The sequence below is a fragment of the Phyllobacterium trifolii genome, assembly GCF_014192095.1.
GTDB lineage: Bacteria > Pseudomonadota > Alphaproteobacteria > Rhizobiales > Rhizobiaceae > Phyllobacterium > Phyllobacterium trifolii.
On the sequence record NZ_JACHXN010000010.1, the window covers coordinates 1 to 17,092 of the forward strand.

Here is a 17,092-nt window from a genome sequence, read left to right on the forward strand (position 1 = left end):
GTCGTCAAGGATCCAGCCGAAGGACATCTATGCTGCGGTTCGGCCGGCACCTACAATATCATGCAGCCGGAGATCGCTCGCACGTTGCGGGATCGTAAGGTGAAGAACATTGAAGCGACCGGCGCCAGCCTCATCGCAACCGGAAATATCGGGTGCATCACCCAGATTGCCAGCGGTTCGAAATTGCCGATCGTCCACACTGTTGAGTTGCTGGACTGGGCTTATGGCGGACCCCGACCTGAAGGTGTGCCGGCGCCGATACGGCTGTAATAAATACAACCTCAGGAGGAGGATTACCTTGTCACAAGAACCAAAAGCGAGTCTGCACACCGCAGCCCTGGATTTCCACCAGTATCCCAAGCCCGGCAAACTCGAGATCACACCGAGCAAGCCGTTAGCGAACGCACGCGATCTCGCGCTGGCCTATTCACCGGGTGTCGCTGCACCCTGCGAAGAAATCGCGGCCGATCCTGAGAAGGCCTATCGCTACACGTCCAAGGGCAATCTGGTCGCTGTTATTTCTAACGGGACTGCAGTGCTGGGACTGGGCAATATTGGAGCTCTTGCCAGCAAACCCGTCATGGAAGGCAAGGCTGTCTTGTTCAAGAAGTTTGCCGGGATCGACAGTATCGATATCGAAATCGATGAAAGCGATCCCAAGAAATTCATTGAGGTCGTAGCCCCGCTGGAGCCCAGTTTCGGCGGCATCAACCTGGAAGACATCAAGGCGCCCGATTGCTTCGATATCGAAGAAACGTTGAGGGCCCGAATGAATATTCCGGTGTTTCACGACGATCAGCACGGAACGGCGATCATCGTTGCCGCTGCCGTTCTCAATGCAATGAAGCTCGTTGGAAAAAATATCGCCGAGGTGAAAATCTGTACGTCGGGTGCCGGTGCCGCAGCGATAGCGTGCATGAATATGCTTGTGACCGTTGGAGCCAAACGCGAGAATATCTACATTGCCGACCGCCAGGGTCTCGTTACCAAGAAACGCGCCAATTCAGTGGACCGGTGGCGCGGCGCATTTGCGCAGGACACGGACGCAACCGAGCTGGCTGCGGTCATGCCGGGGACGGATATCTATGTTGGCTTGTCTTCGGCAGGCGCATTGAAACCCGAAATGATCCGGGAGATGGCTCGCGACCCCTTGATCTTGGCCCTATCGAACCCAATTCCAGAAATTATGCCGGAAGTAGCAATCGCCGAGCGGCCCGATGCTATGATCTGCACTGGAAGATCCGACTATCCCAACCAAGTCAACAACGTGCTGTGCTTTCCTTTCATTTTCCGCGGCGCATTGGATTCAGGCGCAACGACAATCAATGACGACATGAAGAGGGCAGCCGCAAACGCCATTGCGCAACTGGCGCACGAAGCCGTGCTTGAATCCCTTGGCAACGATGCGGCGGCTACCTTCGGCAGCGGTTATCTCATTCCTTCGCCTTTTGACCAGCGTCTCATTTTGCGTATTGCGCCGGCTGTTGCACAGGCCGCAATGGATAGCGGCGTGTCGCGTCGTCCCATCCAAAACATGCAAGCCTATCAGGAGAGCCTGAAGCGTTTCGTCTTCCGTTCCGGGTTGGTCATGAAACCCATGATCGAGCGCGCCCAGGGCCAAGGAAAGCGAATTGCATTTGCCGACGGCGAGGATGAACGTGTGCTGCGAGCTATCCAGGTGATATTGGAAGAGGCAATTGGACGACCCATTCTAATCGGTCGACCGTCGGTAATAGAACAGCGCATTGAACGCTTCGGCCTCAAGATCATCCCTGATCGTGATTTCGAGATCATCAATCCGGAAGACGACCCGCGCTATCGCGACTATGTCAGCCATTTTCATAACCTCGTTGGGCGCGCAGGCGTCACGCTTGATACGGCCCGCACTATTGTGCGCACCAACACAACGGTTATTGGTGCGCTGGCGGTCGATCGCGGCGAAGCCGATGCCCTCATCTGTGGATTGCAGGGGCAGTTCATCAAACACGCTCGCGATATTCGTTCGATCATCGGACTAGCCGATGATTCAGCGCAATTGTCGGCACTGTCGATGCTGATCATGTCGAAGGGCGTGTTTTTCCTTGCCGACACTTACATGAATATAGATCCGAGCCCGGAGGAAATCGTACAGATCACATTGCAATCTCGCGATCATCTCAAGCGTTTCAACATCGATGCCAAGGCGGCCTTACTCAGTTATTCGAACTTCGGATCACGTGACGGGGCGTCATCGGAAAAAATGCGCAAGGTCTATTCGCTGCTGAAACGGGTCGCGCCCGACCTCCTCGTCGAAGGGGAAATGCAGGGAGATCTTGCTATCAATGATGCTTTACGAGAACGCTATGTGGCGCAGGTGGCCTTCGAAGGCGAAGCAAACCTCTTGATCTTTCCATCGCTGGAAGCGTCCAATGTCTCCATGACATTGCTCAAGGAATTGAACAACGCATTGTCGGTGGGACCCATCTTGATGGGGACCAAGCGTCCTGCACATATTCTTGCACCCTCGGTGACCAGCCGCGGCATCGTGAATATGGCAGCTATCGCGGCCGCTGAAGCGCTGGGAATTCCACAGACCGCCGTCTCGTCTTTTTAGGCAAGGATCAGCCACAACCTGTTTTTTGCCATAAATTGTTCACCCCGAAATCAAGGGACTTATCATGGTACAGCGTATCGAGATCAACGGCCTGAAGGTCACGAAGGAACTCTACGACTTCGTTGTCAGTGAAGCTATGCCGGGCACCGGTGTAGATGCCGTACAATTTTGGTCTGGCTTTGCACAGATCATCGAAGATTTGGCCAAAAAAAACCGCGCACTACTGCAAAAACGCGATGCATTTCAGCAGAAGCTGGACGATTTTTACAAGCGTAAGCGCGACAGCAACCAGGAAGAGTATGAGGCCTTTCTGAGGGAGATCGGCTACCTGCTGCCAGAAGGCGGGGCCTTCGCCGTCTCGACGAGCAATGTCGATCCAGAAATTGCTGTTGTCGCTGGTCCACAGCTCGTTGTTCCCGTGATGAATGCTCGCTATGCGCTCAATGCCGCCAATGCGCGTTGGGGCTCGCTCTACGATGCGCTGTATGGCACCGATGCGATTTCCGACGAAGGCGGCGCTGAAAAAGGTAAGACGTTCAATCCTGTCCGAGGATCGAAGGTGATTGCCTGGGCCAAGGCGTTTCTCGACGACAGTGCGCCGCTGGATGGTGCGCATTGGTCCGACGTCTCTGGTCTGAGCATCGCAAATCAGAAGCTCGTCCTGAAGGCCGACGGCAAGACTGTCTCGCTCAAGGACGAGGGACAGTTTGCCGGCTATCGCGGCGAGAGGGCAGCGCCAACAGCAATTCTTCTTGTGAAGAACGGGCTGCATGTTGAGGTCGTCATCGATGCCGATCATCCGATTGGCAAGACAAATGCCGCGCACATTGCCGATGTTCTTCTCGAATCAGCTCTGACTACAATTCAGGATTGCGAGGATTCTGTCGCCGCCGTCGATGCGGAAGACAAGGTAATTGTCTATCGCAATTGGCTCGGCCTGATGAATGGCGATCTTGAGGATACATTCGAGAAGGGCGGCAAGACCGTAACGCGCAAACTCAATGCCGATCGCGAATACATTGGCAGGGATGGCAAGCCGCTGACGGTACCTGGGCGTTCGCTCATGCTCGTGCGCAATGTCGGGCACCTGATGACCAATCCAGCGATCCTCGACAGTGAGGGCAATGAGGTTCCCGAAGGCATTATGGATGCGGCGATTACCGCTTTGGCTGCGCTCCACGACATAGGACCGGACGGCCGCCTTATGAATTCCCGCACGGGATCCATGTATGTGGTCAAGCCGAAGATGCATGGTCCGGAGGAGGTCGGTTTCGCCTCCGAGCTGTTCGGACGGGTAGAGAGGCTGCTTGGCATGCAGCCGAACACCATAAAGATGGGAATTATGGATGAGGAACGCCGCACCACGGTGAACCTGAAGGAAGCAATACGGGCCGCGAAGGAACGCGTCGTCTTCATCAATACCGGCTTCCTCGACCGAACCGGCGATGAAATCCACACGTCGATGGAAGCCGGTCCGATGATCCGCAAGGGCGATATGAAACAGGCCGCCTGGATTGGCGCGTATGAGAACTGGAACGTGGATATCGGTCTTGAATGCGGGCTTTCCGGTCACGCGCAGATCGGTAAGGGGATGTGGGCCATGCCCGACCTGATGGCGGCGATGCTTGAGCAGAAGATCGCGCATCCGAAAGCCGGTGCGAATACCGCTTGGGTGCCATCGCCGACCGCCGCGACGCTCCATGCCACTCATTATCACAAAATCAATGTCGCCGAGGTTCAAACCGGCTTGAAAAACCGTCCCCGGGCGAAGCTGAGCGACATCCTGTCGGTGCCGATGGTACCGCGTCCCAACTGGACACCCGAAGACGTGCAGCGCGAACTCGATAACAATGCTCAAGGGATTCTCGGTTATGTCGTGCGTTGGGTCGATCAGGGCGTTGGCTGTTCCAAAGTGCCGGACATCAACAATGTCGGGCTGATGGAAGACCGCGCAACGCTGCGCATCTCCGCCCAGCATATCGCCAACTGGTTGCATCATGGCGTCGCGAGCGAGGCACAAGTACTTGAAACACTGAAGCGCATGGCAGCGGTCGTTGATAAGCAGAACGCGGACGACCCGCTTTATCACGCGATGGCCGCTGATTTCGACGAGTCAATCGCTTTTCAAGCGGCCTGCGACCTCGTTTTCAAAGGCAGAGAACAGCCAAATGGCTATACGGAGCCGGTCTTACACCGCCGTCGGCTCGAACTAAAGGCAAAGCCGGATTTAATGTGAGGTCGATTGAGACATCCTAGTACTTCAGAACGTTTACTGGAGCGTCGGACTCATCATCGCCTTGGAGAAACCAATCCAAAACGAGGAGTTTATTATGTTAACCATCAAGAGGCTCGGTTGCGACGATGCGCAAATCCTTATGGAGGGAGCCCGCAGCAAAGCCGCCCACATCGGTGTTCCCATGTGCATAGCAATAACCGACGAATCTGGAAATCTCATCGCATTCGAACGTATGAACGGTGGCAAGATCACCAGCATTACCATCGCCCAGGACAAGGCGTTTACCGCGGCCGGGGCTAAGAAAGCCACGCATGAATATGGATCCGCAAGCCAACCAGGTTCAGCTGCTTACGGCATTAATTCTGCTATTGGCGGCCGATTGATGGTCGTGGCCGGAGGCTTGCCTGTCATAATCGAGGGCGAGGTGGTGGGCGGCATTGGGCTGAGCTCAGGCATGCCTGCACAAGATCTAGCCTGTGCTCAAGCCGGCCTGGAACATTTTTCGAACAGTATGGTTCAACGGTAGTCGGCCACAAAGGCCGAATCTTCCGATTGGCGATTGGCGCTTAAGTACGACATCTTTACCTTGAACGGTACAGATTTCGATCGCAACACCATTCGCCCAAGACAAGCAACTCCCAGGCCAAATGTATAACCACGGGTTATGATGGGTGTCGAACTTACGATTTGTCCTGTCGTCGGGATTGGTGCAAAACGGTTCAGCAATTCCGGTTACACAGTTTTACTGTTTGCTACGCGAGGAGGCGGGCGACTAATCGTTTCCGCTGCGAAGAGAAGCCATATATCTGGGAGGAATTCATGAAACGTATTGTAAAATACGCGCTGTCGGCTATTGCCGTTATTCTGGCTGGCTCGCCCGGCGCGTGGGCTTTACCCGACTATTACCCCAGTGATTATCAGAAGGTAGTCGACGCCTCACACGCCGAACAGGGCGTTTTGGTTTATTCCAATGTCGGCGAGATGAACTGGCGGCCTTTGCTGGAAAAATTCCACGAAATCTATCCCTGGATCAAGGTTCAAACACTGGATCTGACCGGGAACGAAGTGTTTGAACGCTACTATGCAGAGCAAGCAACTGGGAACAGCGAAGTCGATATCGTTTTAACGAGCAGCGCAGCAACGTGGCTTGAGTTCGTCCAGAAGAATAACGTGAAGTCATTTGTTTCTGTGGAAGACTCCAGACTGCCCGAATGGTCAAAACCTAGTCCAGGCGTCTACACAATTTCAGTCGATCCCCAGGTTCTGGTCTACAACAAGCTTCTGCTGCCCGAGGCGCAATGGCCAAGATCCATGGCGGACGTGGTTAAACTCGCAAAGGCGGACGCCCCGTCCTTCGACAAAAAAATTGCGACGCCGCGCCCGATGGGCACAGCCGGCTCCCAAAACCTGCTTACACATTATATAGCGTCATTAGGGGAAGAAAAGGCGTTCGATATCTTCAAAACGCTCGGTCCTTTGTCGGAAATCTATCGCTCAGCGGGCCCCATTATGGAGAAGGTTACGTCAGGCGAATATCTCATCGGTTACCAGCTGTCAGGCATCCAAGTCTTCCCGTTGATGAACGATCCTACTCGCGCATCTGTTCTGGGTTGGACTTTTCCAAGTGACGGTACGCTTTTGCTGATGCGTCACATGGCGATGGCGACAACCGTCAAAAACCCAAACTCAGCAAAGCTTCTGATGGATTTCATCCTTTCCCATGACGGTCAATCTGCATTGGCCGAGGGTGGTCTCATGCCTTACAGAAGCGACGTCACTCTCCCCGATGGCCCGCTTGGCTATACGTATCAGAAAATTGCACAGCAAATCGGGGAAGACCACATCATCCGGACAACTTTCGATCCGAAATTGATGACCCCTTCCACCCAAACCGTTTCAAAAGTTAAAGCCGCTTTCAATATCACCGAGTAGCTACAAAAGAACTCCTATCGAAGCGGAACATTACCATGCAAATCTTAGGAAACGACGGTGATCCCTCCGGCCTGACAACGCGGTTGCCCGTTGGTATGATTGCGGGCTCGCGTTCGTTGCGATCTATCATCATTCAAATTCCCAACATTGTTCGGTGGACCCTCGCGGTACTTCTTTTTGCGCTCCTTGTATCGCCAATGCTGCCCATCGCCTACCAGGCGTTTAGTGACAAACCGTTATACGAGAGTAACTCTTCGCTTACTCTCGCGAACTTCCGAACTCTTTTTGACGACCCGCGCTTCCATGCAGCCAGCATTGCGACATTCTGGTTCGCCCTGATCGCAACGGCAATTTCAACCTTCGTGGGATTTCTGGCTGCTCTGATCCTTGAACGGCTGGATATTCCCTTTCGGCGGACGTTGAAAATATTGTTCCTATCTCCCATCTTCGTTTCCGCCCTCATTCTGGCGTTTGCCTGGTCGATGCTATTCGGACCGAGTGGATATGCGACGATTTTCCTCAGAGCGATACTCGGCGTAAGTCTCCCCAACCTGAACTCGATTGGCGGCATGGGTTTGCTGGCCGGTGTGACGGCGGCGCCTGTTAGCTATCTTTTCTTTTCTTCAGCTATTGCGAACATCCCGCCGACACTGGAATCAGCGGCGCGAGCCGCTGGCGCTGCGCCCTTCAGTGCCTTGATGACGATCGTCTTGCCGCTGCTGCGGCCGTCGCTGCTGTATTGTGTGCTGCTCAACTTTGTAATGGCCATAGACCACCTCGCTGTACCCCTCATATTCGGCGAACCGGCAAGAATCGAAGTTCTGTCAACCTATCTCTACGAGCGAGGCGTCGCCACACAAGCTGACTACGGGCTTGTCAGCGCTGCAGCGCTCGTCATGTTGGCCATGATCCAGATCGTCATCCTAGCTCAGAAGAGTCTTCTTGGCGATGTGAGGCGGTATACCACAGTGGGCGGACGCAGTGTTCGTCGCGGACTCGTCCCCCTTGGACGCACAGGATGGATTATTTCCGCGGCTTTCCTCACCTATACGCTGCTGACAACAGGGATACCCAGTGCATTTTTGATCCTTCGGTCGTTTTGCTCCTTTATGTCACCGCTGATCCCGATCCACAGCGTTCTAACCCTTGAAAACTTCAAGTTGATCCTTGGCTACGATGCATACGTACAAAGCATCGTTAACACGCTGATCGTTGCAACAGTCGGAGGATTTGTCGCAATGTTGCTGACATTCGCGTTAGCTATCGTTGCCTACCGATCCTCAACCCGCCTGCGCCGCTTTGTGGAATTCACGGCGTTTATTCCACGCGCCATTCCGGGAATTGTGGTGGGTATCGGCATCTTCTACGCGGCGGTGCTGCTGCCTGGTGGTGGTTATATCCGCGGCACACTGGCGATACTGATGATCGCCTTTACCATACGCTATTTCCCAACCGGTTTTGCCGTGCTCACGCCGGCCTACCTACAACTGGGGGAAGACCTTGAGCGGGCAGTCCGTGTGGCAGGCGGCGGCGAACTGCGCTCTATTTGGGCGGTGACGCTACCGCTGCTCCGATCCGCAATGGTGGGCTGTTTCCTCCTCTACTTCGTCCAATTTTTCAAGGAATACGCCGCAGCGTCCTTCCTGTTTGGGCCGGACACAGCGGTTATTGGTACGACAATGTTGCAACTCGATCTGATGGGCAATCTCGGACCGGTGGCGGCGCTATCAGTAATAACTCTCGTTCTTACCTTGCCGATCGCAATCTTCATTTACGCCAAGGATTAGCATTATGCAAAGCGCTGTAACCCTAGTAGGAATTGCCAAATCATATGGAAATCTCAAGGTTCTCGGAGACATAAATCTAATCGTTCGTGACGGTTCTTTCACATCGCTTTTGGGACCGAGCGGCTGCGGCAAAACCACGCTTCTCAACATCATCGGCGGTTTGGATCGCCCGACAGGGGGTGAGGTTCATCTGGGCCCAGATCTTGTCTATTCTGAGCGGCAGCAAGTTAGCCTTCCTACAGAGCGAAGAAATATCGGATTTGTTTTTCAAAGCTATGCTCTATGGCCGCATCTGACAGTTCTTGAAAATGTGAGTTATCCCTTGAAAATCAGGCGACTGGGTCGCTCGGAAAGGGAAAGACGGGCCCGAGAGATGCTCGAAAAACTCGAACTAGGTGTATTGGCCGATCGTTACCCCTTTCAGTTGTCCGGCGGCCAGCAGCAACGTGTGGCGATTGCCCGCTCAATCGTTTATCGGCCACGAATTTTGCTTCTGGACGAACCGCTCTCAAATCTCGATGCGCAACTGCGCGAACGTGCGCGCGCCTGGTTAAAAAACATTCATGAAACCTTCGGTTTGACCACCATACTTGTGACTCACGATCAAACTGAAGCTCTTTCCCTGAGCGACCAAGTTGTTTTGCTTAGTCAGGGCCGTATTGAGCAAGTTGGAACGGCGAGCGAGATTTATGATCGTCCTGAGACGGCTTATGCTGCGGAATTTGTGGGTGGCGCGAATATCATCAGAGGGCGTGCGGCAGATGCCGGATCCGCCATGGTGACGGAAGCAGGTATCCGCATAAGTGTTCGGCAAAAGAATCCTTTATTGGCTGGAGGCGCCATGTGCGTCGCCATAAGACCTCAAAAGATAAAACTCATCGATGATATCGCGGACAATTTTGTGCACGGCGCCGTCCTGCCGTTCGCCGTGACGACGGTACTTTATCATGGCTCCGTCTATGAGATCCTTGGCCGAACGCAAGTAGGTGAACTTCGCGTTCTGACGGATCGAGCCCCTGAGGCCACTAATACCAATATCCTTTTACCCACCGAAGATTGCATCTCGGTAAAACCATAAGGCGCAGACATGATAAAAATTGTAAAAGTGGAGCCGCTTTTCGTAAGCCGGTACCTTTTCGTTCGAATAACGACAGATGAGGGGCTGACTGGAATCGGTGAATCCGGTGCATGGGGGCATCTGGAAGCAAGCGCAGTGGCGATTTCAAAGTTCGGTGATTATCTCATCGGCAAGGATGCGCGCCAGATCGAGCACCACTGGAATGTCATGCTCAGAGCCCACCATTTCGTGGGGGCTGCTATCAGCGGAGCGGTGTCTGCTATCGATATCGCTCTTTGGGACCTCAAAGGCAAGTCTTTGGGCGTGCCGATCCATGAACTTATCGGCGGCGCTGTACGCACAAAAGCCAGGTTGTATGCCCACGTCAAAGGCAGCACGATCGAAAAGCAAATTTCGTTGGCAAAGAAGTTTCAAAGGGTCGGCTTCACGGCGGTAGGGCATCTCAATCCGTTGCTGGACGAGGATCAGGAACAGCCCTATTTCAAAGCACACGCTAGAAAAATACAGGATGCCGTTAACAATATCAGGTTGATGCGCGAGGCTGTTGGTCCAGACATGGACCTCTGCGTCGAGGTCCATCGTCGCATGACGGTACCGGAAGCCATCACGCTTGCGCGCGACATCGAGCCTTATCACCCCTTATTCATGGAGGATCCGGTGCCGCCCGCCAATCCTGATGCAATGGCCTGGGTTGCCGATCATATACCTATTCCGATAGCGACAGGTGAGCGGTTTACGAGCTTCCATCAGTTTCAGACATTGCTCGCCAGACGCGGCGTTCAGTTCCTGCGGCCATGTATCTGCATTTGCGGAGGGATAACCGGAGGCCGAAAAATTGCAGCTTTAGCCGAAGCCTACGATGCTCAGGTTGTCCCTCATAATCCCTTGTCACCGGTTAGCCTGGCGGCATGCCTTCAATTGGATGCGGCTATCCCGAACTTTGCTATTCAGGAATACCCGTCCGCCAATCCGGAATCAGAAGGTCATTCAGACCTGCGAGCGGCCAATATTGTGACAGGTTTGGACCAACCCGAGGACGGTTTTATCAAAATACCCGACAGTCCTGGACTCGGGATTCAGTTGGTTCCCGGTATTGAGTTCAAGGAGCCCGTTGCGCCTCGGGGAATCGCTATGCGTCCTCATTTTGATGGCTCGGTGGTCGATCAATGAAGCTCCAGTCAATGTGTTTCCGGTCAAGTTTTTCTATACGGGAGTGAATGCAGTGAAGATCACCAGGGCAACGACAGCTGACTATGAGTGGAAACGGGTTCGACCAATCACGAACGGACTTCACACCTATACCACCTCTGACATGACCGTTGTGAAAATCGAGACTGATGACGGCATAACCGGTTATGGAATTGGACGGCCGCGGGCAGGAGAGCGTGAGATGCGCGCGCAGTTCTTGCAAACGTTGATCGGCAAGGATCCGACTTTGACCGAGGCCATCTGGGCCAGTCTTTGGAGCCCGAAAATGTCAGGGCGGCGGGGGAACGAAACCAGGGCACTTTCCTCCATCGATATGGCCTTATGGGATATTAAAGCAAAAGCAGCCGAAATGCCGCTCTATCGGATGCTCGGAGGATTTCGGACGCGCATACCCATCTATATCGCAGGTGGATATTATACCGACGGCAAGGGTTTCAAGGAGTTGCAGGAGGAATTGTCATCGTATGTATCGCTGGGCGCCAAAGCGGTAAAGATGAAAATTGGTGCTGTGCCGTTAAAAGAGGACGTTGCGCGGATCAAAGCTGCGCGTGACGCTATCGGGCCTGATGTAAAGCTGCTGATAGATGCGAATTGCGCCTATCGATATCATGAAGCCATACAGCTATCCCTGCAGGCGGCAGAACACGAGCCTTTTTGGTTCGAGGAACCGGTGCAACCGGATGACTATGAGGGCATGAAAAAAATTGCTGCGGCGACGACAATTCCGATCGCGACCGGTGAAAATGAATACACCAAACATGGATTTCGCGACCTGATTGCGACGCAGGCGGTAGCCTTCCTCAATCCCGATGTTCGATATATGGGCGGCGTTACGGAGTTCATGAAAGTAGCGGCAATGAGCCAGGCCCACAGCCTCGACATCTGTCCGCATGGTGATCCGCAGACCCATCTTCATCTGCTGGCGGCGATACCCAACGCACCCCTTCTCGAATTCTCGCCTAAACAGGTCAATCCCATGGCCGGAGAAATCTACCTTCATTCGCCGACCCTAAACTCGGACGGGACGGTGACCGTGCCTGAGGTTGCGGGTATAGGATTGGATCCAAACGACGAGGCGCTCGCACCCTATCGCATTGGTTGATGGCGTCGGAGAGGTCAGTATGCGCATGACCTTACCCACCAATTCATCGCACCACTTTTTGACTCAACGATTGGTGAGTTGTGGACGGCCACGGGAGCGCGTGCCTTTGATTGCGCACCAGCACACTTCGCTGGCCAGCGGTTCGCAGCCCCACACATCGCCGGCCTGCGTCGCCAAGGTCCGCTGCAAATGAGTACATTGTCTTCTTGCCGCCGAAAGGAGATAGTCATCGATAGGTTACAACCTTTCGCAAACTAAATGACAGTGGGACGCTTTTCTTGGGATCGTCGCTATGCTCACTATGAGGCAACTTGAGGTGTTCTGGGCGATAATAATCGCCGAGAACCTCACGAGGGCTGGAGAAATGCTTGGTATTTCGCAGCCGGCGGTGAGCAAGTACATCAAGAACACCGAGGATGTGCTCGGCTATAAGCTGTTCGTGAGGAAGAATGGGCGGCTTCGCCCATCACCGGAAGCAGAACTACTGATTCCCGTTGTTTCTAGCATTTTCGATGGTGTTGCATCAGCTCGTAGAGTCGCTACGGAGTTAAGAAACGATCGCACCGGCAGCGTCAAAATAGCGACGGTCTCGACATTGGCTTCAGAACTGGTACCTCAAGCAGTAGGCTCATTCATGAAGGCCCGGCCCCAGGTAAATGTTGGCGTAAAAATTCTATCGAGAATTGAAGTCATCGCACGAGTACAACGACAGCAAGTTGACATTGGCCTCTTGTATAGCCCTATAACGGAGCCGAATTTTCAGACCCTCGATTTGTTTTTCACAGAGCTGGTGGCCGTCCTACCCAGCGATCACATCCTCTCAGCAAAGCAGGAAATACATCCAAAGGATCTAATCGGAGAGCGTCTCATCTCCCCCAGCCCAACTACTTGGTGTGGCCTTCGCATCGAAGAGGCGTATAACTCTTGCGGCGTCGTGCGACACAATGCGGTCGATTGCAGCCACTCGGAAATTTCGTACAGATTGGTGAGTGAACGTGCAGGGATTGCCATTGTCGAACCGCTTCACCGCCCGTTTGAGGGTCCGCGCCGTGTTGCGGTGAGGCCATTTCGCCCTCGTGTTGAGATCAGGGCCCAATTGTTCTTTCGCAACGATCGTCCGATTTCGCATCTTGCCATGGCCTTCGCAAACAAGCTTCAGGAGGTTGCGAGCGAGACGCAGGCGCTCAGGGTGACGGACTTGGCGCCATAGCGTGCCGAACGGCGTTCGTTTGACTTGAATCAGGCTGTGCGTTCTTTCGGCCGGGTCGCAAAGGCCTGCGGGGGCACCTGGCGTCATAAAACGTAACGAACCGGCGAGCGCAGGGACAAGTGCTCTTATCGAAGATAGAAAGCCATCAAAGCGACGCAGCGAGAGGGTTGGCTAGAAACTCAACGTGATGGTTCAGTCAACTTCCAGGCCGCACGGTTTCGAAGCGAACGAACCCCTTGGCTGAAAATTCAGTGGCAAGCTCACAGGCAATCATGATCAGAAAAATGATTCTTCCCATTACAACCGGCGCAGACGCACTTCGCGACATTGTAAAGAACGGGTTTGATTGGTGAAGCTGCGTCCATTTCCGAATTAAGAAATCTCATCAAATCGCCGTAGGTGTCTTCGGTTAATAAGTCCAGTATCGCCCGAAGAATTGCAGCCCGATTGCGACTAGCGATCTCAGCACCCTTGTCTACACACATGTAATTCTGATGAACCTGCATTCTGAATGCGCTTCGCGTTTCAGCGCATTCAGTCGATGGGCTTTAGGTCTTTGCTTTTATGCATGTTTCCCAAAAGCGGCGCCTTGTGTAGACCTGCATCAGCAGCCCCCAAAGCCATCCACGACGTTGGCGCGCATATAATCCATGTTCAGTGTGATGCCGAGACCAGGCGCTGAGGACAGCTTCAGCCTTCCTCCGCTCTGGTTAAGAGGCTCCTCGAGATAGATATTGTATTTCTGCAGGTCGTACCTACTGGTTTCGATGCGATAGAAATTGGGCGTTGTCATCATGACATGGCCACCGGCGACGAGGTTTATCGGTCCGCTGGCATCGTGCGGCGTGACGGGCACGTAGTAGGCTTCCGCCATGGTCGATATCTTCTTCAATTCGGTGATGCCGCCCGTCCAGGTCACATCCGGCATGATGTAGTCGGCCAGTTCACCCTCAAAAATCGGCACGAAGTCCCAGCGAGTGTGTAGCCGCTCGCCCACCGAGATGGCGGTGCTCACCTTGTCTCGAACCTGGCGCAACGCGTGATAGCTTTCAGGTGGGACAGGCTCCTCGAACCATTCAATGTTGCCCGCATCCTCCAGTGTGCGGCAGAGGCGAATGGCGGTAGGTACATCGAACCGCCCATGCGCGTCGACCAGTATTTCCATGTCCGTGCCCGCGACCTCCCGCGTCAGCGCAATCAATTCGGCGGCGATGCGTTCCCCTTCCTTGCTCAGGCGGCCGTCGAGATATGCGGTATTCGAGGTGCTTGCTCCATCGAGATGGGGGAAAGGGTCGAACTTCACAGCGGTAAAGCCAGCGTCGACGATCAACTGGATTTCCTGCATCGACCGCTCTCGATCGACCATGTTGCGCCTTTCCGGATGCGTGTAGAGCAGTAGATCGTCTCGGACGGGACCGCCGAGGAGATCGTAAATTGGCCTTCCCAGGGCCTTGCCTTTGAGATCCCACAGCGCGATATCGATACCGCTCACCACATGGGTGGTTGCGCCACGCGTGCCCATGTAGGTGAAGGCACGAAATATTTTGTGCCAGATGCGTTCTATGTGCGCCGGATCGTCGCCGACGATAAGTTCGTTGAGCTGGCGCAATATGGTCGCGATGGCTCTGTTCGCCATCCTGGTGGTCGTTGTGATTTCTCCCCAGCCGCTGAGGCCTTCGTCGGTGCGAACCTCCACAAATAGATATTCGCCCCAGAACGTCTTCTGCGCCTTGACCAGCCAAGGTACAATTTCAACAATCTTCATGGTCACTCCTGCGTTTGACCGACCCAAAATGCCAGCCGGCTAAGAAAAAATATGCGCCAAAACAATCTGTCTTCCGTAGGGCGCATTAGTGTCTTGTCGGCTGTGCTTAATCGATGCCACCGTACGAATGAGCCTGCCCACGGCCATCTCTAGGGTTGCTGTGGCCGAGGCGAAGCAAGTCGAGAAAAAGCGATGGGCTGCCGAAACCTCCCGACTTGGATAACAGTGTGATACCATGCCACCTGCCGCCGAGGATGCGGGAAACCGCAACACCCGGAACAGCCTCTCCGATGCATTCGAGGCACTGTGCGGCTGTCGATTGAAGGGTAGTTGTTAATGTCGCGCCACCGGTGACGAGGATCGAAGTCCTGTCCGGCTCTGGGAAATGCAGCACTTGCAACGCCGATTGCAACTCGCGCTCCCCTTCAAAGACGTCGTCGGTATTGAGGGCTGGTGCGAGCAGTAATGGTGCAAGGGCGGTGGAGGGCGCATGGCCAATGAGATGCTCTTGCCTTAGCCGACTTGCCTGTTCCCGGGCAACCGGATGCCCGGTACCAACGATGAACGCAGATATCGGCGGGAAAGATATTGGAGCTTTCTGGCCGGCCAATGCCATTGCCAGCCCACCGGACCCTGCCCAAAGGCGGCGCACTTCAGGCAGAGCAGCGATCGCTGATATCCGCCGCCGCAACTCCTCTTGCTCGCAGGCCTCGACAATCTGAATGGCTGCACCGTTTCCAGGAGTTACATCGGCTGCGGCCTCATCGACCAGCTCTGCGGAAAGTCCAATCTCATTGAGCGCTGTGCGGAAGTTGGGGCCGACCGCCAGCAATTCGCCATCAGCCCGAAGCAGGTACTGACGGTCAGCGACAGTGATGCGCCCCATTGCAGGATAGGCAGGGGCCAGAACGCAGTGGTCAAAATAGCCGCTGCGTAGCATAGCACCAATCTCCGCGACAGGGTTTCCCCGCATGACGCTGTCGATCTTCTTGAACCAAATCGTGTTGGTATCCGGCGCGCGTAGTTTGGCGACAATCGTGGCGACAGACTGAACCGCATCCACGCGAGCCATTTCGCGCGACTCTGTACTGACAGCGACCGAGGGACCTTCTGGCAAGGGCAATCCTGGAATCGCAACCTTCACCGGCCATGAAGCGAGGGCGAAAGCACAGGCACTATCGAGGGCACCGGTCAGATCGTCAGCAATAAGGCGAAGGGGTTTCATATCTAACCTCCCGATAATTCGCGAAGCAAGACGAGCCTCAGAGGTTCAGGGTGCCAACCTCTACCAGGCATCGTTGAAACGATGGCGTAGCACCACGCCCTGCTCGGCCTCGGTAATGTAAATGGTGTGTGGATCCTTTGGTGAAATCGTCACATTGGTCGGCTGCAACCCGGGAGTCTTGATTCTCATGTTAGGCCGGCCAAGGCGATCAAACACCCATACGAGACCTGCACCGATCTGGCACACGACCAGACTATCCTGCGGAGAAATGGCCATGCCGTCGGGTCCTGCGAAACCGCCGGAAAGCTGAATGTAGCGTCCAACGCGGCCAACGCGGCCGTCGAGATGAAGTGGCACCCTCCAGACCGCGTTCTCACGGGTGACCGCCAGATAAAGGATGCTTTCGTCTGCCGTGAGCACAAGCCCGTTAGGGCTGGGGATGTTGTCCAGCAAGCACTCCAGCTTCCCATCGGCTTCAAGACGCCAGAGCCGTCCGGTCGGATCCTGGAGCCCGGTCTGCCCCTGGTCCGTGAAATAGAGGTTGCCCAAATGGTCGAAGATCAGGTCGTTTAGTCCCTTGAACTTGTCGCCAGGCGGTTGCGATACGAGCGTTTCGATCCGAGTTGTGTGCGGTGACATTGCCAGCAGGCCATTCCTGTGATCGGCTATGAAGATGCGCCCGTCCGGATGAACGGCCAGTCCGTTCGGATCACCGTCATATTCCGCCACAAGGTCGAATTCCGCCGATGGTGTGATGCGGAAGATCCGACCATTGGGAATATCGACGATGTAAAGTCGCCCCTCTTCGTCGAAGACGGGCGCCTCCAGGAAAGAATGCGTGGGCGCTCCGCGGCGGTTCAATGCCACCCAAGCGTGATTTTTGCTTACGCCCCGATAGGCGTCCGGCAACCTGGCAAATGGCTGTGCTTCAACCTCATGCGTATGCTCAAACATT

At 54.6% G+C, this 17,092-nt stretch carries 13 protein-coding genes; 10 read left to right on the forward strand and 3 right to left on the reverse strand.

Annotation, left to right across the window (positions count from 1 at the left end; translation table 11 throughout):
* From FHS21_RS15825 to FHS21_RS15870, 10 genes are all read left to right on the forward strand, one after another.
* Positions 1-270: heterodisulfide reductase-related iron-sulfur binding cluster (locus tag FHS21_RS15825; RefSeq protein WP_246411064.1), on the forward strand; the 270-nt coding region annotated here is incomplete at its 5' end.
* A gap of 22 nt (positions 271-292) precedes the next feature.
* Positions 293-2,593 carry an NADP-dependent malic enzyme gene (locus FHS21_RS15830; protein ID WP_312879892.1) on the forward strand — a complete coding sequence of 767 codons (2,301 nt, stop codon included), beginning with the start codon at positions 293-295 and terminating at the stop codon, positions 2,591-2,593.
* Positions 2,594-2,657: 64 nt separating this feature from the next.
* Entirely contained in the window at positions 2,658-4,829 is a 2,172-nt protein-coding gene (locus FHS21_RS15835; protein ID WP_183662805.1) for a malate synthase G, read from the forward strand.
* Positions 4,830-4,890: 61 nt separating this feature from the next.
* Positions 4,891-5,355, forward strand: a complete 465-nt coding sequence (locus FHS21_RS15840; RefSeq protein ID WP_312879888.1) for a GlcG/HbpS family heme-binding protein — start codon at positions 4,891-4,893, stop codon at positions 5,353-5,355.
* Positions 5,356-5,648: 293 nt separating this feature from the next.
* Entirely contained in the window at positions 5,649-6,761 is a 1,113-nt protein-coding gene (locus FHS21_RS15845) for an ABC transporter substrate-binding protein (protein WP_183662807.1), read from the forward strand.
* A 35-nt stretch (positions 6,762-6,796) separates the two neighbouring features.
* Complete coding sequence (locus tag FHS21_RS15850) at positions 6,797-8,548, forward strand: ABC transporter permease (RefSeq protein WP_246411066.1); 1,752 nt, start codon at positions 6,797-6,799, stop codon at positions 8,546-8,548.
* 4 nt (positions 8,549-8,552) lie between these two features.
* Positions 8,553-9,626, forward strand: a complete 1,074-nt coding sequence (locus FHS21_RS15855; protein WP_183662811.1) for an ABC transporter ATP-binding protein — start codon at positions 8,553-8,555, stop codon at positions 9,624-9,626.
* 9 nt (positions 9,627-9,635) lie between these two features.
* Positions 9,636-10,796 (forward strand): mandelate racemase/muconate lactonizing enzyme family protein, encoded by a 1,161-nt coding sequence (locus FHS21_RS15860; protein WP_183662814.1) that lies wholly within the window; start codon positions 9,636-9,638, stop codon positions 10,794-10,796.
* 52 nt (positions 10,797-10,848) lie between these two features.
* Entirely contained in the window at positions 10,849-11,937 is a 1,089-nt protein-coding gene (locus tag FHS21_RS15865) for a mandelate racemase/muconate lactonizing enzyme family protein (protein WP_312879889.1), read from the forward strand.
* Between the two features lie 292 nt (positions 11,938-12,229).
* A complete protein-coding gene (locus FHS21_RS15870; protein ID WP_183662819.1) occupies positions 12,230-13,147 on the forward strand; it encodes a LysR family transcriptional regulator in 918 nt (305 codons plus the stop codon).
* Between the two features lie 604 nt (positions 13,148-13,751).
* Here the strand turns inward: FHS21_RS15870 and FHS21_RS15875 are convergent.
* The 3 genes from FHS21_RS15875 to FHS21_RS15885 all read right to left on the reverse strand — a co-directional run bounded on the left by FHS21_RS15875 (position 13,752) and on the right by FHS21_RS15885 (position 17,091).
* On the reverse strand, positions 13,752-14,912 hold the full coding sequence (locus tag FHS21_RS15875) for a mandelate racemase/muconate lactonizing enzyme family protein (protein WP_183662822.1): 1,161 nt from the start codon (positions 14,910-14,912) through the stop codon (positions 13,752-13,754).
* A 106-nt stretch (positions 14,913-15,018) separates the two neighbouring features.
* Positions 15,019-16,137 (reverse strand): four-carbon acid sugar kinase family protein, encoded by a 1,119-nt coding sequence (locus FHS21_RS15880; RefSeq protein ID WP_183662825.1) that lies wholly within the window; start codon positions 16,135-16,137, stop codon positions 15,019-15,021.
* 60 nt (positions 16,138-16,197) lie between these two features.
* Positions 16,198-17,091, reverse strand: a complete 894-nt coding sequence (locus FHS21_RS15885) for an SMP-30/gluconolactonase/LRE family protein (RefSeq protein WP_210283538.1) — start codon at positions 17,089-17,091, stop codon at positions 16,198-16,200.
* Position 17,092 lies beyond the last annotated feature (1 nt).